Raw genomic sequence first — 19,614 nt, forward strand, 5'->3', positions numbered from 1 at the left:
ACATCTCTCAAAGTGACAGCAATATGACAAAATTGTCACATTTAAAACGGCTACCTTATTTAGCAGCCGTCTCAATATTGCCTGTAAATTCAATTGTAAATATTGTTTCATTATTGTTAGAGTATAAAAAGTATGGATGATTTAATGTAGTTAAGATGCTTTTCACTAAATAAAGACCGATACCAGTTGCTTCACCTTTTATACGCCCCTTTGTTCCTGTATAAAACAACTCAAATACACGCTTTATTTCACTTTCAGGTATTGTTTCTCCTTCATTTTTAATAAGTAATTTCTCATTTTCGTAAGAAATTATAATTGAAGAGTTTTTATCTCCATATTTGACAGCATTACTTAATAGCTGATATATAACCACCTTAATCCATTTCCGGTCTGAGTATAACAGTATGTGTTCTGGTATATTACTTTTAGGAAAAATTTCTTCCTCTATAAAATAGTCTCTTAAATCATTAATAACTTCCTGTACTACATGTTTTAAAAAAATAGGTTCTATCTTTATATCAGCTAATAATTTGGTAGAACGGCTATATGTTAATAATTGATTTAATGAGAAATTGAGTTTATCGCATTCAATTTTTACCTTTTGCCATTCGACCATGGTACTTGGTTCTTTCCATTGATTTGATTGTATAAGTAATTGGATAACAGAAAGAGGAGTTTTCATTTGATGAACAGCATGAGAAATCATTAATTGCTGATCTTTTAAAGAATTCTTATAATCATCTTCTTTTGAAAGGAATAAAGATTGAACGTTTCTCATTTTCTTTGCATATGCTCGTTCAATCGGAGAAATCGGTTGGTAAATAGAGATATTATCAAAACTTATATCCGTTCTTTCAAGATGTTGGTACATTTTCTTGCGACATAAATAACGAAAAATAAGTAAAGTGACTAATAAAGAAAGAGCTAAAAAGATAAAATAAGCGTAATGATTTTCGAATCCATCTAATTGATGAATAATAATTGGCAGACTAATAAATGTAATAATATAAAGAATAATAAAGCTAATATGATCTTTTAAAAATAATTTCATATTAATCTCTCCGTTAACTGATATCCAATTCCTCGTATAGTATTTATTTCTAAATCAGAATTAATGCCTTCTAATTTCTTACGTAGTCTTGCAATATTTACTGTTAATGTATTTTCCTCAACAAATTCTTCCTCATCCCAAATAGCCGTGAGTAGTTGCTGCCTTGTTACAACATTAGGGTACGCTTCAAAAAACATTACAAAAAGTTGAAGTTCTTTTACCGTTAATGGTTCTTCTTTTTTTAAGGTATGCAGTCGCACGGTATCCATATTTAAAATGGTATTCCCTTGTTTTAAAATTCGAATGTGTTCATTCTTTGCATACTCTCCATAAACACGACGAATTTGTCCGTTTATTTTTGCAAGTACAACTCCTAATAAAAAAGGCTTTGTAATGAAATCATCAGCGCCATTTTCTATCCCATAAACTTGATCTGATTCATTCATACGAGCAGAAAGAATCACAATTGGGCATTTTGATATTTGTCTTATTTTACGACACCAATAATAACCATCAAATGCAGGAAGAGTAACATCCATTATAACTAAATGGGGTTGAAATTCATGGAAATACTCAAGCACCTTTTGGAAATTTTCTACAACAAGACAGTGATAACCGTATTTTTCAAGATGATCTTTAAGTGTGCTTGCAATATTCATTTCATCTTCTACAATCAATAATTTATACATTTAATCCTCCTATATCATTAATGACACTGTTTTTAATCAATAAATAGTTATGTACTGCTATTTGATAATCCTATTATGTCATTGATATCATTACTATACTACATTTAAAAATTATCTAGTTTTACTCCCAAACATAAAAACACGATCTGCTACCTATGAATAAATACTTATTTAGTAATATAGAATAACCATCTTTTGAATTGGTAATGTTCAGTACATTCTTATTTTACAACTTAAATAATAAACTAATAAGTCTAGGATAAAGAGACACTTATTGTTTGACAGGCTGCCTTATTAATAATCCCATAATAAAAAAGCTGTTATTTTATACTATTGATTATATTATTAAACCACAAATTTATATCAAAACTAACATGATATTGACATTTCATATTATTGGAACTACTGACTTTACATTAATTTACGGCATCTACCCAACGATAGTGATTAAAAGATTCATTTAATTATTTTTATATTAATTTATATAAATTTAAATAACTATAAACTTAATAATCTTGTTTCAGTATTCAATACTTATAGAAACACATCTCTCAATGTGATAGCAATATGACAATTTTGTCACATTGCTGTCACATTGAGAGATGTTAAGAAATAAAAGAATTATCTATAATCAGATGCTATAAGCTATTAAAAATAAATTAATGTAAAATAAGATGCTTTGTGTATAGAGTTTATTTTACATTAATTTATATATTTGAATATTTTTTTAAGGATGTGAGAACATGAAAAAGAATAAATTGTTATTTAAGAGGATTGGTGCCGGAACAAACTTTATTTTAGCGAGCATAATTATTTCCAGCACTTTACCAACCTTCGCTCATGCAGAAGAAAGCAACAAAACAAACAAATTAGAATTGATTAATATACAAGATATCCCGATAAATAGTTCGGAAGATTTGAAAATGAGTTACTTACCTTATTCTGTCCCAAAGAAAACTGTAGTTCCTGCAAAATTATTTGAACAAAATCCCATTTCTTGGACCTTAAGAACTGGAAATCCTTCTAAAATTGGTGATGTAATAAATTTTAGTGACCCTGTTTATAATTTGCAATTATATGCTACTCATGAACTAATAGACACAAAAAAGAATATTAGTCATCTTGGAAGCAACTTTGCCTCTATATTACCATTAAATCAAAAACTAAAAGCTGGAGACGGAGTAAAATCAGTCATTATAAAGCATACACCTGAAGAAAGAGAAAAAACAGAGTAAAGAAACGATCATAAAAGTTAATGTTAAGGTAAGCTTGAAAGATTGGGGTTCTACTACTTTAAACCGAAATGAAATAGCAGGTCAAAGTTGAGAACTAACAAGATATGTCCCAACTCATACTATAGAGTATATTTATATTCAAGTAGTTAAGTAACTTATACTATTAATTACTTAACTATTAATAACATAATTAAAAGAAATATTAATGAAGTCTAAACATAAATTTTATATTCTACATCTCAGGCTAGAAAAAATATAACCAGCTTACTCATTTCTATACTGGATTAAAGTAATAATGGAGGAGAATTCAAATGCACAAAAGACGTATATTTTTAAGTACCACAATCAGTGGACTGTTATTACTATCAGCATGCGGTAGTTCGGAGAACATTGCCACATCAAAATCAGGAAACCTAACTAAAGAAGAGTTTAATAAAGAACTAAAAGAACTTGCTGGAGAAACTGTTTTAAAACAAGCAATGTTAAATAAAGTTTTACTTGATACATATAAAATTTCAGATGATGAAGCAAAGAAAAAAGTAGAAGAATTAAAGGAACAAATGGGCGATAATTTTAGTGACTATTTAAAACAATCCAGAGCTAAGAATGAAAAAGAATTGCAAGAAAAATTAAAACCTAGATTTGCTTTTGAAAAGGCAATTAAAGCATCCATTACAGAAAATGAAATAAAAGATCACTATAAACCGAAATTGAAAGCAAGTCATATTTTAGTAAAAGATGAACCGACAGCTAAAGAAATAAAGGAGAAATTAAATAATGGAGAAGACTTTGCAACATTAGCAAAACAATCTTCAACTGATCCCGGTACTAAAGAAAAAGGTGGAGAATTACCAGAATTCGGTCCAGGGACGATGGATGCAAAATTTGAAGAGGCTGCTTATAAATTAGAAGTTGGACAAGTAAGTGACCCTGTTAAATCTTCATATGGCTATCATATTATTAAAGTGACAGGAAAAACAGAATTGAAACCATTTGATCAAGAGAAAGAAAATATCCGTAATGAACTGGAAACAACACGTTTACAAGATCAACAATGGCAGCAGGAATTCTTGGATGACTTATTAAAAAAGGCAGATATTAAAGTAACAGATAAAGATTTGAAAAATACTTTTGAATTTTAAAATAGAAAGATACACACAAGAACCTTCGGTATAGGATTTCCTGATTGTGAAGTACCTCCCCATCGCAATTAAATTAATTTTTCATTTCAAGAAAATTCAATCTTATCCACCTAGTAACGATATATGTGCTCTTTAAATATTTTTATTCAAATCTTGATGCTTTAAATAAAGATTTATATAAAATAAAGAATAAAAAATACCTAACAATTCTTTTGGATATTGTTGGGTATTTTTTTATGTTTTTTATTACTCCACTTTGTCAGCAAGTTAGAAATTGTATAGTTTCCCAAAACGAAAATTTCTTTCTTTCATAGTTGTCCATAGAAGTTCAGTTCGTTTTTTTCGTTTATGGGAAGAATGTATTTCTTAACTTGATAGCGCTGTGACGATTCCCCTAAGAGACCTAAAAAAACTATGTAAAGAAGGTTTTCCAAAAGATTAAGCATAGCGCTACTCTTTTTGGAAAACCCCTAATCGATAAATTCGTGTTATTATTCTTGATATTGCTGTTGAACCGCCTCTGGTAGTTCCCCAAAGATTATTCTTTTAAAAATGTTAATAATGCTTCATTAAATTCTTTTGCATGAGTTGCGTTTAATCCATGAGGACACCCTGTATTAGAGCAAGTTTACTATCAGGAATGGAATCATATGTACATTTCCACTTAACTCAAAAGGTACAGTTGCATCAGAGTCAACGTGAATTATAAGAATTAACATGAAATATAAAAGTTACCAATATATACATATAAACCAGTGTTATAGTTGGATACTAATTTATTTGATTCTTGTATTTATGTGCTTGTTAATTTAGCATAGATGATAAAAAATAAGGTTAATTGTCCTATTATCACAATATTCGGCACTGCTATAATTAAATTAATAACAAAAAAGACTGCTAAAATTCCTAAAAACAGACATAAATGATAAATGTTCAAGCGGTGTTGTTCAAACCTGTATTGATGAAAAACAATTGTAGTTGACAGGAAATAGAGCAATACAGAACCAAAAACAAAATATAAGATAAAGGAATAATAGACCTCATGTAAAAATAATAATCTAATGGATGCTGCAACCATACTCAAAGACATTAAAATAAATAGATGACCGTAAATAATAATTTGACCAGAAGTTTGTCTAGACTTGTCGAGTTTCTTCTCCATGTTATCGAAATATTGCCACCACATCGAAATAATGAGGATAAATGAAATAATTGCAAAGCTTATTGAATCCCAATTTCCTTGTTTAGGTTGAATGACCACAAGAGTGCTTACAAGAGCTTCCCCAAAGAGAATAATGGAAAATAGACCAAATCTCTCTAACAAGTGGGCTGTATTTGTAGGAACCTTTTCTAAACACTTCCTTCCAAGCAGTGGGACAATAATATCGATAAGAATCCCAAAATATAACACAGCATATCGAATCCAAGAATCAAAAAAGACGGATAATAACGAAATAACAATTCCAATCCAAAAATATCTTCCTAAAAAGAGTGCTGCTTTTTTTCGAGCCCCCTCTTCTATACGCTGGACAACAAGATATTGAATTGCAGTCACGACCCTTAAGCCAATATAACCAATTAAAAAAGAAAGATAATAAGGATCAAAATCAGCTGATAAGCTTGATGTCATTATTAGGACAAAAAACATTTGCAGGATCAAAAAAATTCTTTGATGAAATAAATCTTTTCCAAACCGGTTAACAAAGATGGTTTGCCCTACCCAAGCCCACCAGATTGGAATAAAAATTAAGACAAATTTTACTAAATACTCTGCATGGATTTGACCATCTTCAACATGAAGTAAAACATGAGTCGCAGCCGTCACTGCCGCCACAAATAACAAATCATAAAAGAGTTCTAACCACGTCACTTTCTTTTCTTCCATTTCTGCACTCCCTCCTTATAGTTAATAGTATGCTAAAAATATATAGTAATTGGAAGAGAAAATAAAATAGACATAAACCATTTCTCCTCATTATTGTATTCAACATAATCCCCTGGAACGTCAGTGTTACATTATATATAGTTGACTACCCTTAAAATTTTTATATTAAAATACAATACTTTTAGGCCATTTAGTTTTTCTTCTATTTTATCCGCTACGATTTTATCTCCACCATATAGGGGTCACCCTACTTGCCCATCAACTTAAAAAATTTTAATACCTTTAAGTATAAAAAAACGTTATTCTTTCTAAACAAGCTTGATTATTAGAAAGGATGAGATTTTTATGGATCTTTCGATTCGAGGCGAGCTACAATTATTTACTGAAAAATTACATCAACATCTTACCCCATCATTTTTAGAAAAACTTGCTAGAGAACTAGCTTTTGTACAACGAAAGCGTAAGTTTTCAGGATGTGATTTAGCTATTATTTGTGTGTGGATTAGTCAACACGTAGCAAGTGATTCTCTCACTCAATTATGTAGTCAGCTTTATGCAAATACAAACGGGCTTAGCTGAATTTGTAAGTAAACATAAAATAGTAGAGCGTACAAAAAAAGCAGTACACATTAATTTGCGTCTGCTTTTTTGTTATATCGTTTAGTTGTGCCTTGTTTCAATTTACAGTAGTCATTCCCTAAGAGATTTGCATGAACTACTTTTACTTTCTCATTTTTTCTTTTCTTGTCAAAATATCTTGTTTATAAAATAATTTATCGCGAGTTGTCTCTTTAATCGGTGTTATTTTCCCCTCTTTTACCAATTTGTTTAAATACTGTCTAGAACACCCGAGAATATCTAATGCTTCCGATGAATTTAAAATTTCATCTTGTATAAACTTTGTTAGTTGTTCTTTTGTTTCAAAATTAAACATTATGCTTCTCCTTTATATAAAGGGTTATTATATTAAGTAACATTAAGAATAAAGTTATCCCTGTAAAAATAATGTAGATATGGCCCCCAGTACCTAGGTTGTTATAGTCAAGGGTTGTTAAAACAAAAATTAGAAATAAAGCAAACGGTATATTCTTCCACATAAATTTTTTCATAATAATTACGAATATGTTATAATCTTAGGTAATAGGAGAGGTTTTCCTCCCCTTGTGGTTACTGTGAGTTGATATCTTGGCGGGTGCGACTCTTTTGTACTTCTTCTTTAACTTTGAAGTATATATCTGAGGTGTTTTTAATCAATCCTGATAGTTGATTAAGAATGCCAAGGACGGCTACAATAGCTAGCCAAATAAAGGTATCACATCATTGTGGTATCTTTATTTTTCACCTATAGATTAGAATTCTTCTAACAGCTAAGAATGCTATAAAATAAAACAACTCTCTTCTCTTTAACCTTGAATCAATTATCAGCACCTAAGACTATCCACACATTCAGATTTTCACCTCTTTCTTTTCTCTTAATATACGACTTTTCACATTAATTTCTATATCATTCTATATCGCTTTAGAAATTTAAACAAGCAACCTCATAAATAACTGAATCATTTGAACCACTATATAGCCGATCCTTACGAAAATCCCCGTTCCTGGCTACCAACCATAATGAATAGCCCACCGCATAGCGCTACAACGGATATGATAGAATCAGCAGTTAAAAAAGCCTGCAAATAAAAAAGAAGCTGTCCCATAAGCAGTGAAACCAATTTATGGGCAACTCCTTTAAATGCCCTATGCAAAGGGACCATTTAAATCATCTATAAGTAACTTTTACTATTTTCGTTTTCCAATCAAAACATTTATATGATAGCCATCCCTATAAAGTGTAACTTTGCGACCATCTAATTCTATTGTTCGAGAGCTTGCAGTAGGATTTTTCATTATATTGTACAGATAATCTCCTTTAGTTGGTAGGAGGTTTTTTAGGATTTTTTTCACAGGTTCGTTTAATACAGGATCATCACTAGAAATAAACATTTTATATGCTCTGTCATCGTCAGAAGAAAATTCAAAAGTCATAAGGTTATTATATGCTTTACCATCTTTATCATATCGGTAGTTATATTGGGTTTTTTCAAACCCAGAATCAATCAATATATTATGAATTGCTTTATAATTATGCTCATCCCCATCTTTCTGAGGAATAGACTCAGGAACAAAGTTAGGGTTTACAAAAATTGCATTATACATAAATTTTGCAAATTGTTCCCTTGTTACATTCATTTCTCCACCGTATTGATAGTTTCCAATTCCGTTTGTGACGCCATTACTATACAATGAACGAACAGAGTCTTTTGCCCAATGATTATTTGAAACATCATGGAAAAGGTCGTTTGTTTTTACAGCTAAATGAAAAGCATTTTGTAAGATAACAGCCATTTCATATCGAGTTAATGTATCATCGGGTCTAAATTTGTCAGTATTGTCCCCTTTCATGATTCCTGCTTGAACAACTGCTTTAATACTGTTTTCAAACATATGACCATGGATATCAGAGAAATTTTTGATTGCAGATCCATTATTCTCTAGTTTTAGGTATCTTGAAATAATCGCAGATACTTGTCCACGAGTTACATTGTCTCCAAAACCAAATTTCCCGTTTCCATAACCACTAATTACCTTTTTCTCAGCTAAGTAGTTAATAGGACTTTCAGACCAATGCCCACTTGGTACATCAGTGAACGCTGCAGTTTGTGCATGAGTATTCGTTGTGCCGAATAACGTGGCGGTAATTAATCCCGTTACAAGTACATGTTTAAAATTCATCATAATTCCTCCTAAGTATATAAAACAACAGATATAACCTTTTTTTATTATATTAATATATATAATTATACAAAAAACGTCAACGGCTTTCGTACTACAACGGATATGATAGAAATAGCAGTTAATAAATTCCTGCAAATAAAAAAACCGACTCATAAGAGTCAGTCTTTTAATTATTTTTACTTAGCGTTATCTCGTAGATCTTTGATAGACATTGGAATAGTTCTATATAGAAATACCGCAAATTGTTCACGTGTTACTGTACCGTCTGGATTAAAGTTATTATTACCTACACCACCAGTAATACCATTACTATATAAAATTTCTACGGCTTCATTGGCCCAGTGCCCTTGCATATCGTTAAATTGATGATCAAACTTCTTATTTAATCCAAAAGCGTTTTTGAAAGTTTGAGCAAGTTCTGCTCGGGTTACAACTCTATTTGGATTAAAACGACCATCAGACGCGGAAGAGAAAATTCCACTTTTATATGCTGCTGCAATTTCCTTTTTAAACATTGAATCATTTATATCATTGAAAGGAAGCGGTTGTGACATATCACGATCGGGAATTTTCACCGTTCTATATAAGAATGCCGCTAATTCTTCACGCGTTATATCTTCTAAAGCTCCAAAATAACCATTGTGGTATCCCAACATTATATTGTGGTCAACCATGTAGTTAATTTCATTATATGCCCAACTCCAATCGGGCACATCTATAAATTTACTAGTTTGAGCACTCGCTGCTTGTATTTCCTGGTTTGTGATACTACCTGATGTCTCAGCCATAGAGTTATTCGCAAAAAAAGTTGTACCGAATATTGCTACACATATACCAGAAATTATTATTTTTTTCATTTCTATTCTCTCCCCTTAATTTTAAACGTCAATAATACCATTCCAAGAATCATTATATAACTATTTTAAAATTAAAAAAAGAAGGAATTTATATTTTTTACAATTATTCACAAATATAACCATATAACTTTAGCAATTTCAACAAGTAATCGCATATTGAATCACTATATAACCAATCCCTGCCCTTGATATAAGGGAAAATCCCCGTTCCTGGCTACCAATCAGTATAAACAAACCACCGCATAGCGCCACAGCGGATGCAATTGGATAGGGAACTGATTTGATTAGAAAAATAACTGACTCAAAACCGACCATATTGATTCGATTTTATTTTTTTGAAAAAACCTCTTCATAAAAGAACATACATTCGTATATAATAAGAACTAACGTTCTGTTATTTAGGGGGAATAACGATGTATGACTATTCAATATTGCCAAATCGAATTGTTTTATGTGTAGACCTTCGTTCGTTCTATGCCAGCGTATCGTGCATCAAAATGGGATTAGACCCACTTCATACTAAATTGGCTGTAGTTGGTGATGTGAATAGGAGTGGTTCGATTGTTTTGGCTGCAACTCCACCATTAAAAGCATTAGGCGTTAAGAAAATGGCGAGATTGTATGAAATACCACGTCGTAAAGATATCATTGTGGTAAATCCAATTATGAGTACTTACATAAAATGTTCTAATTTCATTACTAAGTTGGCTCTACAATACGTGCCAATTGAGGATTTCCACCAATATTCCATTGATGAGTTCTTTATGGACATTACAGATAGTATTCATTTGTTTGCTAATGATCCATATGAATTTGCGTTGAAATTCAAGCGTGAAATATATGCGAAGACTCGAATCGAATGCACGATAGGGATTGGTCCAAACCCTTTAATGAGCAAGGTTGCTTTAGATGTAGAAGCGAAGAAAACGAAAGATTGCATATCATACTGGAAGTACGAGGATGTACCCATAAAATTATGGCCAATACGACCACTCAGCAAATTTTGGGGGATTTCGAGTAAGACAGAAGCGAAGTTAAACCGAAAAGGAATCCATTCAATCGGTGACTTGGCACAATATCCACTCAAATATTTAAAACAGAGCTTTGGAGTCATTGGCGAAGAATTACACTTACATAGCAACGGCATTGATTTTAGCCGTATATCAGAAAAATACGTTCCAGCAACAACTTCTATTGGTAAAAGCCAAATACTTATACGTGATTACACCATAGGGGAATTTCCAATTATTCTACTGGAACATATCGAGGAAGTTTGTTATCGAGTGCGAAGGCAAAACAAACTAGCTCGAACAGTTCATTTTTCGGTTGGTTATAGCGATGGATACGGAGGTGGTATACGAAAATCACATACATTAAATCGACCAACTAATCTAACAATGGATATCTATAATGTTTGTACATATTATTTACACATGCTATACACAGGAAAGCCAATTCGAACGGTTAGTATATCGTTAACGAATCTAGTTTCAGAAGGTGAAGAACAGATTTCGTTATTTGATAACGTAATACAGCGCGAAAAAGAAGTGAAATTGACAAAGGTAATGGACGAAATCCGCACTAGATTCGGTAAAAACAGTATACTACGTGGCGTTTCCTATACGAAAAATGCAACCGCAAGATATCGAAATACATTACTAGGGGGACATAAGTCATGACTAACATGAGCAATAGTAATATGCCGAAAGGAAGAGGCATGGTTAAATGGCAGCCTTTTGCGAGTATGCCAGAACAGTTTGTAGGTATCCAAGAAATCATTAAGGAAAAAACGAAAGTGCCACGACCTATCCTTACTCAAGACGCCCAGGAAAGAATTGAAAATAAGTTGCTGATTTCGTTACTAGCCGAAGAGGAGATAATGATTACGTATTATGAAAACGGATATGTGCTAACAAGTTATATGACGGTTGTTGATATTGACCCTTTAGAAAAGAAAGTTATTTTCACAGATGCTTTTCATCATAAGAATACGTTTAATTTTCTCAATATTATTGACGTAGAATAGTTAAATGAAACTTTATACTCTCTTTACGCTACTTTAATATTTCAATGTTAAAATTTTTACATAGTATCATATTAACCTAAAAAGGGGTCCTACAAATGATGCAAACACAGTCAAACTTATATGAATTATCCTTGAATAGCCTGCAAGAATTAGCGTGGTATAACGTAGAGGTAAAACGAGGTAAGCGTGTGTATGAATTTAACATCTACAGGGAAGGTGACACCATTTCGGTTTTTTACGTAGATCAATCCGGTAACAAACTGACGATAGTTAGCACCGAAGAAATGCTCAAGATGTTAGTTTTCGAAGAGGATAAGAAACCCTATAGAGATTTCGTAGGTGATGCAGAGTGGATATTGTTGGATGGTATGGATACGCAACGTGGTATGACGAGAGGTGAGGAAGCAGCGTTTTTATATCTGAAGGCGAATGTGTGGGACAAACTGACCTCGGTATTAGTAGCATAACGTAATAGACTCTATGTTCATTGATTTCTGAGGAAGAACTATTAATTGCATATTATCATTACGGAATGATACATGAAATGTACATAAATATATTACATATAGAGCCGATGTTGAAAACCGTGTATTGTACAGATGCTTTCGGTTTGAATACTGAGTTTAAGTTTGATGATCTAGTGATTATAAACTGACTGAATACGGTCAGTTTTTTTGTGGAGGAATAACAGCCATTTGTTCTTGAATAAGATTATAATACACATTAGATACATAAATTTAACAATTTTGGGATGGGGGACTACTTTTGGACAGCAAAACTAAGCCGACAGAAAATGGAGATAATTTTACCATGTTCTTAGGGTCAGGGTGTTTATTAGTAATAATCTTACTTATTGGTTTTGGGATATTTGGGATGCTCAGCGCTTTCTTTGGCGACACCGATACTGAAGAATACAACAATAATCCTTACACGGAAGATTTTGATGGGGATGGTATTGGTGGAGATAAGGATGATCATGATTATTACCATAAAAATATAAAATAAGAGCCGCCCAACAGGACAGCTCTTATTTTTGCTAATCAAACTATTCTTTTGTTTTATTTAATCTCATACCACCAACCTTTACGGCCAAGGTATTCTTTCATTGCATTTAATTGAGCATCTGAAGTTGGATCAGAAATAAAGTATGTTAATCCATTAGGTTCTAAAATGAATTTAGCAGTCATTTTTAAGGAAGTTAACGCCCCCGTAACGTCAGGAGTTTCATACGGTGAGAAAGCCCCTGATTGAATGATGTTTTAATCCTGCTAAAATAGCTTCGATGAACATCTTCTCTTCTATGTCAACTTGAGCTATCAACTTATCAACTATATGTCTATCTGCGTTAGCTAACAGAAATGCAAATATATTTGCAATACCACTAACATAAGCCGTAGCATCTTTGCTTTCGCCATTCATTTGCATGGAAAATGTAACGTTAGAGTTCATGATTCTTCACCTCTATTTTTGTTCGTTGTGTTCGTTCATTCTGTCAGATGTTAAATCAAATTGAAACTGTATCCTTCGAGTTAATAAGTATTCATAAAAACATAATAAAAAAGAGTGCGATTAAGATGTGCACTCTTTCAAAATATTTTACCAATCTCGATGATCACCATGATTATGATCATGATTATGTTCACGATCGTGGTCGCGGTCATGATTACGTCTGCGACGACACTCATCACAATCACAGTCACGTCTACAATGACAATCGTTAAAATCGTTTCTTCTACGTCTACGACCGCATCCGCAAAATACTAGATCATCCCAAAAGTTATTACGATCTCGAGAATGCCCAAAATTATTATTCCATCCCATAGATATGATTCCCTCCTCTAAAAATAGAATTCATCATATTTTATGATTAAAAAGGGAAAACAGCTTGTTTACTAGTCTATGTTTTGTGTTTTAGACTAATAATATTTCAATTTGCGAGTCTATCTCCCCCTCTATTTTCAATCGTTGTGTTCATTTGTTTTGTTTAAATGGGCTAATCTATCAATTCTATTAAATCAATTAATTTAACTATTACATATTATCGTTTCATTCATATACTATAGTAGATTACTAGAAAGGAGGCGTAACCATGGATAGTTGCGTTGTGTTTGTAAATGGACAACCTTTTTTAGTTCTCTCAGTAGCTGGTATTGAAATTGCTAGATTAGAGATTTCTCTTCAAGTAGCATTAGCTCTAAGAGTTCTCGGAATACCAATCTGCGATTAATTACCACACCCCAAAAAAGAGGGCATTAGCTCTCTTTTTTTATTTCTCCCTTATCTTTCCTTAACAACAAACAAGACGCCACCCAGATCACGGCAGCGCCTACGATAATTGCTATTGGTTTAATCATTAACAAGTATATCTGGTCCTTTCTTCAACAAGTACGCGAAACCCGAAATGAATACGACACTAAATATAATAATAGAAGACCACATATTAAAATGATATTCTTTACCTGCAACTAAATTATATATGTTATGAACCAAGAAATTAGCCCCTATGATAATTCCACCTAAAAATGCACTAATTAATATGCTCATTAAATAAAATTTAAGCTTCTGAAACATTTTCCCTCTACCTCCTTTTCTAAAATAAACTTAATTTGAACTTATTTAGAAAATTATACCATTTATTTTTTAGGTATTATTAAATCCATAGTTAAATTAAGGTTATTTTAAGGATGGATAAGTTTTCTATTCAAATGTCCATTTTGTTCAACTTCACGTTTAATGTGTAATTTCTATATAACAAAGAAAAAAGCACCCCTTACGGATGCTAATTACTCTCAACCTTCTCCAAGCCACCGCATCAACTAGTATGGCTACACGCCCTGTGTTCGGTGACTGGGAGAAGACTAAAAATCTTCTCGTTTATACTCCGTAGAGCTGGCTCAATACTTCAGCTACTTAATGTCATTTTCACCTTTGCTGGCCAATATCGAATTATAAAGGATTTATATCAAGACGTATGTGTTTCTTCCGACGCCTTGTTTGAACCGATACACTAGAGGGACGGAAGGGGAATGTTTCCGCTGTATTAGCTCAAACAAAGAGTGGAACTCTTTGCCCTCGTTTTGGTCATTAATAAGAATCGTGAGTAATTACTAATGTACGAGATACGTATACTGTTTTAGATTTTTAGAACGGCATTCATTCAATCATGAAAACCATCCCCATTCTTAGAAATCAACATAACAGGAATATTGAATTTTATATCAATATTCAATACAGAAGGTGGATTCTGTACTGATCGATTGATACAAATTAGAAACAGCATGACGAATGCGAGTTATCTTACACCCGCCACACTGGAATATGTCATTGTTAATCATTTAAGGGAATCTTATCACCCTTAACGCGGGTCCGTACCGCCTTGCCCGCCCTACTATGCGGTATACGTTACCGTGACATTCTCGCATAAGAATTCACTAATAGGTGTACTAATCCTCTTCGATATGCGGTTGTCAAAGGGCCTGTACATTAAGAATACCGTTGATTTCATTATCAAAATTCCCTCTATTTAGTCCCCTTTTTTATCGGGATTTTGTCGACGATTGACAAATAAAAAAAGGCAGGACCATTTAATAATGATCTTGCCTTCTCCTTCAAACTATATGCCTTATAAAAAGCGATTATAATTTTACTCTTAAGTAACCTTTTAATTCGCCTTTTCCATGCCAGCCACCCGTATCTGATGTTACAACTACATCATATAATCCAGGCGAAACACCGCCTAGTGGCAATTGTTTAAAGAAATGGCCTGCACCAATATCATGACGTTGTACAACAGTTCCGTCTTTTCTAACTAATTCAATTAAACTATTACGATAAGGTACATATCCGTCTACATCAATAGATGTAGCACCCCAACCATAGCTATTAGAATCAGTACTAAAATGGATACTGTCAGTAGCGCTTTTCGAATCCATTGCAAATGCATCAGAAGTACCAAAAAGAAGTCCGCTTGATAAAACAATACCTGTTAGAAGTGTTTTCCCTAATTTTTTCATTTTAAAACCCCCAAAATTTGTTAACTACAAATATCATTATATAGAAATAACTTTTAAATTTGGTTAAATATGAATAATTGCATATTTTTTATTATTTTTGGTTATTAATAGAAATATAATAATCAAATCATCCCCAACGAAGTGGCAATCAATCGAATTGCATTCTTTTTCTTATTGTAGAAATGATCTCTTTTAATTGATAACTCTTGGTATATAAAACTATCTTTTAGCTTCTCACCATTTAAGTACTTCATCTTAATTATTTCAGCTTCGTCATAATCAAGAACGTTTTGTAAAGCCTTATCTATTTGCTTAAACTTAATATTACTCACACGCCTTGTATTACGTATTTCTGGAAACAAGCTAATCCCCTCCTGTTCTTGCTCTGTCTCATTTTCAAAACGCACCTTTAATGCACGGTACTCTTTAAGGATACTCACCACTTCTTTTTGAATCTTTTTATATGTCTCATCATCGATTTCTGGAAAGAATGCTAATTGCTCCATTTGTAATCTCCCTATTTCTGAATTTTAGTTTTTACATTCATATAAGGTACGTGAAATTTTACTATCTCTTTGTTGAATAAGGGAACCATGCATAGCGGGTAGCCCCCACCATCGACTCTGCATAGTTCCGTTATCCATTAAGCTTTTAATAACTTGCGTTTATTGTTAATCATCTTCTCTTTCGCTGCTTCAATGTTATTTGCCACTTTCTTATGGTCCTGATCAAATGGAATCATTCCATCAAACATAACTGAATTTACTGTTTCATCTATGTATTGTAAGTAATCAATCGGCGCTCGTTCCGTTTGTTCTACTAAGTACCCATAAATATCGAAGTCTGCTCTTGGAATTGACTTCTTGCCCTTCGGTTGATAAGACATCCTCACATAAGATCGAATAACTGACAATGGTACAACGAATACTGATTTATCCTTACTAAAATCTATAAGAAAGAAGCAAATCGCTCCCATCTTCTCAGTTTTCTCCAAGTAATCCAATTGATGCTGTGCAATGTTCTTTAAATCAAATTGTGTAGCATTCTCTGTAGATTTCGCTTCAAAGGCGATAGCTCGTCCCTTATACACGCCGTCATAGTCTACGGTACTCTTAGCTTCATAGAATCCATTCAATACTCGTCCACCTACACTCTTCAATACCTTCACAGGAGTTGCATGCTTGTTTATAAGCGCCACTCCCTCACGTTGATACATTTCATTCGATAGATTGATAAGCTTTTCAAAAGCCATTCCACGGTTTCCTTGTCCCATTTTTATTCCTCGCTTTCTAATAAAAAAGATTATTTTATTAAGTTTCTATAAAATGGTAATTAATATATAATTAAACTATTCAAATCTTAGGTGGTGATGCAAATGACCGAAACAATTCGACTTGCCCTTTTCACTCTTGTAGGAATAAGTGCTGTATTTTCTGTAATTAAAGAATTTCAAAAACCAGAAAAAAGAAAGTTTTGGATTACATTCGAAGCTTTAATTCTGCTCGGAGCAGCCTGGATGTTAATAGGACTTCTCATGTAACCTACATAATTCGTACACCCCCCTGAATAAAACTCAATATTCCGTCAATAATGTATATGACATTAGATTTTCTCCTTGTTCCCCCTTGGAGATGAGCAGTTAGTTTTGGCTAACTGCTCCTTTATTTATAACAATGATAAAATTATTTAAAATGATTCTTCTTTATTTCTCAATATAAGAAGCCTTGGATTTCCATTAACACTCCTGTAGTATATAAATAAAGAGTAAGGTAAGAGTTACTCTTTGCCATTTTAGAAGAGGTTCTGTTGGAGACAACAGGACCTTTTTTTATATAGAAATTGCTTAGTTTTTCACCATTAACCATAAAAATATCTTATAATCGTTATATATTGAATTATTTTAAATAATTAGGAGTAGATCAAATGCCAGTTACACTAGAACTTATTCTTTTCATTCTTCTAGCAATTTGTGCTGTTGGCTATTTAGTAAAAGAATTTCAAAAAACTAGGAAAAGAACACTTGGAATTTTTCTAGAATTCTTGATTCTTTTCTGGTCAATATGGAGAATATCGACTATTATAATCTAATTTGTAAAACATAAATTCCTTCGAATAAAACCCAGTATTATGTCCATAATGTTGATAGGCTGTATGCCAAAATCCATTTAGTTTTCTCTGTATCTCCTTGTATTGAGCAGTTAGCTTTTGCTAGCTGTTCTTTTATTTGTGACCTTTATAGACAAGTTTTCATATAATGTAGTCATTCCTTTCTTATAAATTACGCTCATCACTTAGGCTATAAAAATAGGAGTGTGTCCTATAACCTTTTCAGAAACCATTCATATTTTATTTCTGAAAAAGTTGCTCTGTTTTTTAAAAAGGTGGTTGCGGAAACAGCTGCCTTTTTATTTATGGAAAAATGAAATTTTTATTAAGTTTTCAAATAACATTTATAATACCTAACATTCAAAACTTAAAATATGATAGTATTATTAGGAAGATATTTACTAACTAACTTTTATGCCCTAGCATTGATTACTAGGGCATATTTTATTTTTAAATATATAATCTGCCTCTTATCTAAAATCGCGTTTTCATTCTATTATTAGTCTCATTTCTTCGTGTTCTTATATCGATATGAAACATTGTATATTTAGACATTTTTATACAAAAATAATCAAATGTGATGTATTCTATAGTAGAAGAGTAAGGTAAGAGTTACTCTTTGCCATTTTAGGAAAGGGCCTGCTATTTATAACGGGTCCTTTTTGTTAAACTATAACTAAAATAGCGTTTTTTTAAGATAACAGCTCTAGATTAATTGGACACATTTACCAATATATTCACCACTAAATCCATGTTAAAATCTCTTGTGAGTACGACATAGCTCAATTTTATGAAGCCCTGTAACATTTTCTGCAGGGCTTCTTTTTTACAATCCGTTAGTGAACTGTGCTGACTACCTTGATTTACAAAATCACTTTTTGTTCACTTTTTTGATACATTTACGAAACATTCATGTGTTATCTTCAATACGTTCTATTCTTTTTATATTATCGTGTGAGATATACCAAGTCTTGAAACCCTAGACCCCCTAACCCTAGGGTGATTTTATTTAATTACTAGTTTTCATCAACCCGAGAACTTAGTAATTACATCCACAGGCTCAACTCTCCCCCTTTTGAGAATTGAGCCTTTTTTTACCTATAAGATTATCCCCACACTCCCTGTTTATTTGTACAAATTTTAAATTTGGCCTCTATCAAAAATCTCAATATCATGTAAAACTTACGTAAAGATTGCTATGATTCAACCTCTCCGCCTGATAAACGCTATATAATGAAATTGCAAACACCAGGTTTGCACCTTTCTGTACGACGTAACTCTTTGCTAGGAGAAAATCCTAGCCTTGACACCTGTCATTGATTTAATTTTATTGGTTGCTACGGGTGTAGACTTGTATCGTGGTGCAACTGCTACCAAAGTACATGCAATTGCTGCTGTGTATATTGGAATCTCTATCGCATACGGTAGAAGTATGATTGAATGGGCTGATATACGCTTTCAATATTATGTGATGAAACAAGGATTGAAACCAGTTAAAAGATTTGGCATCGATTATGCGAAACAATACTTTAAAAGTTGGGGACAACATGTGCTTGCCTTTCTAATAGGTGCTGGAATTTTATTCTTCCTAATCTATTTAATTAACGATTTTTCCCGAACAGAAGTGTTGGCCGGGTTTCTAAAATTATGGACACTTGTGTTAGGTATTGATTTTCTGATTGCCATAAGCAATTTTATTTGGCCAAAAAGGGCAAAGGGGGAACAATTTATAATACCGCAAACGGGCGCAATTGTTTACAATCATCGGTAGAAAATGATCAAACTTTATTATAAAAATTGCATAGTATTCCACAAAGGCTTAACCCGTT

21 protein-coding genes and 6 pseudogenes are annotated in these 19,614 nt (G+C 32.5%); 11 read left to right on the top strand and 16 right to left on the bottom strand.

From position 1 onward, the window contains the following. Nucleotides 1-55 precede the first annotated feature (55 nt). Together AC2CGR_RS22800 and AC2CGR_RS22805 are read right to left on the bottom strand one after the other, a co-directional pair. On the bottom strand, nt 56-1,051 hold the full coding sequence (locus tag AC2CGR_RS22800) for a sensor histidine kinase (protein ID WP_071680124.1): 996 nt from the start codon (nt 1,049-1,051) through the stop codon (nt 56-58). Continuing rightward, entirely contained in the window at nt 1,048-1,740 is a 693-nt protein-coding gene (locus AC2CGR_RS22805; protein ID WP_071680125.1) for a response regulator transcription factor, read from the bottom strand. Before AC2CGR_RS22805 ends, AC2CGR_RS22800 begins: the two co-directional genes overlap by 4 nt. A 743-nt stretch (nt 1,741-2,483) precedes the next feature. On the opposite strand from AC2CGR_RS22805, the gene AC2CGR_RS22810 reads away from it, so the two are divergent. Continuing rightward, nucleotides 2,484-2,975, top strand: a complete 492-nt coding sequence (locus tag AC2CGR_RS22810; protein ID WP_484481200.1) for a hypothetical protein — start codon at nt 2,484-2,486, stop codon at nt 2,973-2,975. Nucleotides 2,976-3,286: 311 nt separating this feature from the next. Next, nucleotides 3,287-4,117: a peptidylprolyl isomerase gene (locus tag AC2CGR_RS22815; protein WP_472264605.1), complete on the top strand. Its 831-nt coding sequence runs from the start codon at nt 3,287-3,289 to the stop codon at nt 4,115-4,117. 538 nt (nt 4,118-4,655) lie between these two features. Here the strand turns inward: AC2CGR_RS22815 and AC2CGR_RS22820 are convergent. Both AC2CGR_RS22820 and AC2CGR_RS22825 read right to left on the bottom strand, forming a co-directional pair. Next, a pseudogene (locus AC2CGR_RS22820) lies at nt 4,656-4,827 on the bottom strand (alpha/beta fold hydrolase); the annotation flags it as partial. An 83-nt stretch (nt 4,828-4,910) separates the two neighbouring features. After that, the gene (locus AC2CGR_RS22825) at nt 4,911-6,002 is read right to left on the bottom strand and encodes a low temperature requirement protein A (RefSeq protein WP_042514295.1); all 1,092 of its coding nucleotides are present in this window, start codon (nt 6,000-6,002) and stop codon (nt 4,911-4,913) included. Between the two features lie 345 nt (nt 6,003-6,347). Between AC2CGR_RS22825 and AC2CGR_RS22830 the strand changes: the two are divergent. Next, nucleotides 6,348-6,575, top strand: a pseudogene (locus tag AC2CGR_RS22830) (IS4 family transposase); the annotation flags it as partial. 148 nt (nt 6,576-6,723) lie between these two features. Here AC2CGR_RS22830 and AC2CGR_RS22835 read toward each other — a convergent pair. From AC2CGR_RS22835 to AC2CGR_RS22855, 5 genes and pseudogenes are all read right to left on the bottom strand, one after another. Continuing rightward, nucleotides 6,724-6,936, bottom strand: coding sequence for a helix-turn-helix transcriptional regulator (locus tag AC2CGR_RS22835; RefSeq protein ID WP_097996571.1), 213 nt, complete (start codon nt 6,934-6,936; stop codon nt 6,724-6,726). A 649-nt stretch (nt 6,937-7,585) separates the two neighbouring features. Further along, complete coding sequence (locus AC2CGR_RS22840) at nt 7,586-7,720, bottom strand: hypothetical protein (RefSeq protein ID WP_302848789.1); 135 nt, start codon at nt 7,718-7,720, stop codon at nt 7,586-7,588. 67 nt (nt 7,721-7,787) lie between these two features. Then, complete coding sequence (locus AC2CGR_RS22845; protein ID WP_484481201.1) at nt 7,788-8,780, bottom strand: S-layer homology domain-containing protein; 993 nt, start codon at nt 8,778-8,780, stop codon at nt 7,788-7,790. Between the two features lie 179 nt (nt 8,781-8,959). After that, the gene (locus tag AC2CGR_RS22850) at nt 8,960-9,640 is read right to left on the bottom strand and encodes an S-layer homology domain-containing protein (protein WP_071715106.1); all 681 of its coding nucleotides are present in this window, start codon (nt 9,638-9,640) and stop codon (nt 8,960-8,962) included. Between the two features lie 107 nt (nt 9,641-9,747). After that, nucleotides 9,748-9,967: pseudogene (locus tag AC2CGR_RS22855) on the bottom strand (hypothetical protein); the annotation flags it as partial. 86 nt (nt 9,968-10,053) lie between these two features. On the opposite strand from AC2CGR_RS22855, the gene AC2CGR_RS22860 reads away from it, so the two are divergent. The 5 genes and pseudogenes from AC2CGR_RS22860 to AC2CGR_RS22880 all read left to right on the top strand — a co-directional run bounded on the left by AC2CGR_RS22860 (nt 10,054) and on the right by AC2CGR_RS22880 (nt 12,671). Beyond that, nucleotides 10,054-11,319, top strand: coding sequence for a Y-family DNA polymerase (locus tag AC2CGR_RS22860; RefSeq protein ID WP_484481202.1), 1,266 nt, complete (start codon nt 10,054-10,056; stop codon nt 11,317-11,319). Between the two features lie 5 nt (nt 11,320-11,324). Further along, nucleotides 11,325-11,666: a YolD-like family protein gene (locus AC2CGR_RS22865; RefSeq protein WP_071717205.1), complete on the top strand. Its 342-nt coding sequence runs from the start codon at nt 11,325-11,327 to the stop codon at nt 11,664-11,666. Nucleotides 11,667-11,761: 95 nt separating this feature from the next. Continuing rightward, complete coding sequence (locus AC2CGR_RS22870) at nt 11,762-12,133, top strand: hypothetical protein (protein ID WP_042514291.1); 372 nt, start codon at nt 11,762-11,764, stop codon at nt 12,131-12,133. Between the two features lie 17 nt (nt 12,134-12,150). Then, nucleotides 12,151-12,321: pseudogene (locus AC2CGR_RS22875) on the top strand (YolD-like family protein); the annotation flags it as partial. Nucleotides 12,322-12,431: 110 nt separating this feature from the next. Beyond that, complete coding sequence (locus AC2CGR_RS22880) at nt 12,432-12,671, top strand: hypothetical protein (protein WP_254797786.1); 240 nt, start codon at nt 12,432-12,434, stop codon at nt 12,669-12,671. Nucleotides 12,672-12,724: 53 nt separating this feature from the next. Here the strand turns inward: AC2CGR_RS22880 and AC2CGR_RS22885 are convergent. The 3 genes and pseudogenes from AC2CGR_RS22885 to AC2CGR_RS22895 all read right to left on the bottom strand — a co-directional run. Then, nucleotides 12,725-12,925, bottom strand: a pseudogene (locus AC2CGR_RS22885) (N-acetylmuramoyl-L-alanine amidase C-terminal domain-containing protein); the annotation flags it as partial. Next, complete coding sequence (locus AC2CGR_RS22890; protein WP_071717203.1) at nt 12,891-13,115, bottom strand: hypothetical protein; 225 nt, start codon at nt 13,113-13,115, stop codon at nt 12,891-12,893. The pseudogene AC2CGR_RS22885 and the gene AC2CGR_RS22890, both read right to left, overlap by 35 nt. A 147-nt stretch (nt 13,116-13,262) precedes the next feature. Further along, the gene (locus AC2CGR_RS22895; RefSeq protein ID WP_484481203.1) at nt 13,263-13,487 is read right to left on the bottom strand and encodes a hypothetical protein; all 225 of its coding nucleotides are present in this window, start codon (nt 13,485-13,487) and stop codon (nt 13,263-13,265) included. A gap of 268 nt (nt 13,488-13,755) precedes the next feature. On the opposite strand from AC2CGR_RS22895, the gene AC2CGR_RS22900 reads away from it, so the two are divergent. After that, nucleotides 13,756-13,893 (top strand): DUF3956 domain-containing protein, encoded by a 138-nt coding sequence (locus tag AC2CGR_RS22900; protein ID WP_000376554.1) that lies wholly within the window; start codon nt 13,756-13,758, stop codon nt 13,891-13,893. Nucleotides 13,894-14,012: 119 nt separating this feature from the next. Here AC2CGR_RS22900 and AC2CGR_RS22905 read toward each other — a convergent pair whose 3' ends face one another. From AC2CGR_RS22905 to AC2CGR_RS22920, 4 genes are all read right to left on the bottom strand, one after another. Then, the gene (locus tag AC2CGR_RS22905; RefSeq protein ID WP_484481204.1) at nt 14,013-14,237 is read right to left on the bottom strand and encodes a hypothetical protein; all 225 of its coding nucleotides are present in this window, start codon (nt 14,235-14,237) and stop codon (nt 14,013-14,015) included. A gap of 1,064 nt (nt 14,238-15,301) precedes the next feature. Continuing rightward, a complete protein-coding gene (locus AC2CGR_RS22910) occupies nt 15,302-15,679 on the bottom strand; it encodes a hypothetical protein (protein WP_061402356.1) in 378 nt (125 codons plus the stop codon). A 122-nt stretch (nt 15,680-15,801) separates the two neighbouring features. Continuing rightward, nucleotides 15,802-16,185: an ArpU family phage packaging/lysis transcriptional regulator gene (locus AC2CGR_RS22915; RefSeq protein ID WP_061402357.1), complete on the bottom strand. Its 384-nt coding sequence runs from the start codon at nt 16,183-16,185 to the stop codon at nt 15,802-15,804. Between the two features lie 137 nt (nt 16,186-16,322). Further along, nucleotides 16,323-16,952, bottom strand: a complete 630-nt coding sequence (locus tag AC2CGR_RS22920) for a Holliday junction resolvase RecU (RefSeq protein ID WP_484481205.1) — start codon at nt 16,950-16,952, stop codon at nt 16,323-16,325. A gap of 102 nt (nt 16,953-17,054) precedes the next feature. Here AC2CGR_RS22920 and AC2CGR_RS22925 point away from each other — a divergent pair, with 102 nt between their 5' ends. Together AC2CGR_RS22925 and AC2CGR_RS22930 are read left to right on the top strand one after the other, a co-directional pair. Further along, the gene (locus tag AC2CGR_RS22925) at nt 17,055-17,219 is read left to right on the top strand and encodes a hypothetical protein (RefSeq protein ID WP_484481206.1); all 165 of its coding nucleotides are present in this window, start codon (nt 17,055-17,057) and stop codon (nt 17,217-17,219) included. A 1,863-nt stretch (nt 17,220-19,082) separates the two neighbouring features. Next, nucleotides 19,083-19,556 (top strand): annotated as a pseudogene (locus AC2CGR_RS22930) (hypothetical protein); the annotation flags it as partial. Between the last annotated feature and the right edge of the window lie 58 nt (nt 19,557-19,614).

Source organism: Bacillus sp. LSHTCR4, assembly GCF_057197025.1.

Coding starts and splice junctions, on each gene's coding strand:
- AC2CGR_RS22895 (WP_484481203.1), bottom strand. CDS start 13,487: ATGGGATGGAATAATAATTTTGGGCATTCTCGAGATCGTAATAACTTT.
- AC2CGR_RS22915 (WP_061402357.1), bottom strand. CDS start 16,185: ATGGAGCAATTAGCATTCTTTCCAGAAATCGATGATGAGACATATAAA.
- AC2CGR_RS22890 (WP_071717203.1), bottom strand. CDS start 13,115: ATGAACTCTAACGTTACATTTTCCATGCAAATGAATGGCGAAAGCAAA.
- AC2CGR_RS22825 (WP_042514295.1), bottom strand. CDS start 6,002: ATGGAAGAAAAGAAAGTGACGTGGTTAGAACTCTTTTATGATTTGTTA.
- AC2CGR_RS22910 (WP_061402356.1), bottom strand. CDS start 15,679: ATGAAAAAATTAGGGAAAACACTTCTAACAGGTATTGTTTTATCAAGC.
- AC2CGR_RS22815 (WP_472264605.1), top strand. CDS start 3,287: ATGCACAAAAGACGTATATTTTTAAGTACCACAATCAGTGGACTGTTA.
- AC2CGR_RS22920 (WP_484481205.1), bottom strand. CDS start 16,952: ATGGGACAAGGAAACCGTGGAATGGCTTTTGAAAAGCTTATCAATCTA.
- AC2CGR_RS22810 (WP_484481200.1), top strand. CDS start 2,484: ATGAAAAAGAATAAATTGTTATTTAAGAGGATTGGTGCCGGAACAAAC.
- AC2CGR_RS22800 (WP_071680124.1), bottom strand. CDS start 1,051: ATGAAATTATTTTTAAAAGATCATATTAGCTTTATTATTCTTTATATT.
- AC2CGR_RS22900 (WP_000376554.1), top strand. CDS start 13,756: ATGGATAGTTGCGTTGTGTTTGTAAATGGACAACCTTTTTTAGTTCTC.
- AC2CGR_RS22845 (WP_484481201.1), bottom strand. CDS start 8,780: ATGAATTTTAAACATGTACTTGTAACGGGATTAATTACCGCCACGTTA.
- AC2CGR_RS22835 (WP_097996571.1), bottom strand. CDS start 6,936: ATGTTTAATTTTGAAACAAAAGAACAACTAACAAAGTTTATACAAGAT.
- AC2CGR_RS22865 (WP_071717205.1), top strand. CDS start 11,325: ATGAGCAATAGTAATATGCCGAAAGGAAGAGGCATGGTTAAATGGCAG.
- AC2CGR_RS22860 (WP_484481202.1), top strand. CDS start 10,054: ATGTATGACTATTCAATATTGCCAAATCGAATTGTTTTATGTGTAGAC.
- AC2CGR_RS22870 (WP_042514291.1), top strand. CDS start 11,762: ATGATGCAAACACAGTCAAACTTATATGAATTATCCTTGAATAGCCTG.
- AC2CGR_RS22925 (WP_484481206.1), top strand. CDS start 17,055: ATGACCGAAACAATTCGACTTGCCCTTTTCACTCTTGTAGGAATAAGT.
- AC2CGR_RS22805 (WP_071680125.1), bottom strand. CDS start 1,740: ATGTATAAATTATTGATTGTAGAAGATGAAATGAATATTGCAAGCACA.
- AC2CGR_RS22905 (WP_484481204.1), bottom strand. CDS start 14,237: ATGTTTCAGAAGCTTAAATTTTATTTAATGAGCATATTAATTAGTGCA.
- AC2CGR_RS22850 (WP_071715106.1), bottom strand. CDS start 9,640: ATGAAAAAAATAATAATTTCTGGTATATGTGTAGCAATATTCGGTACA.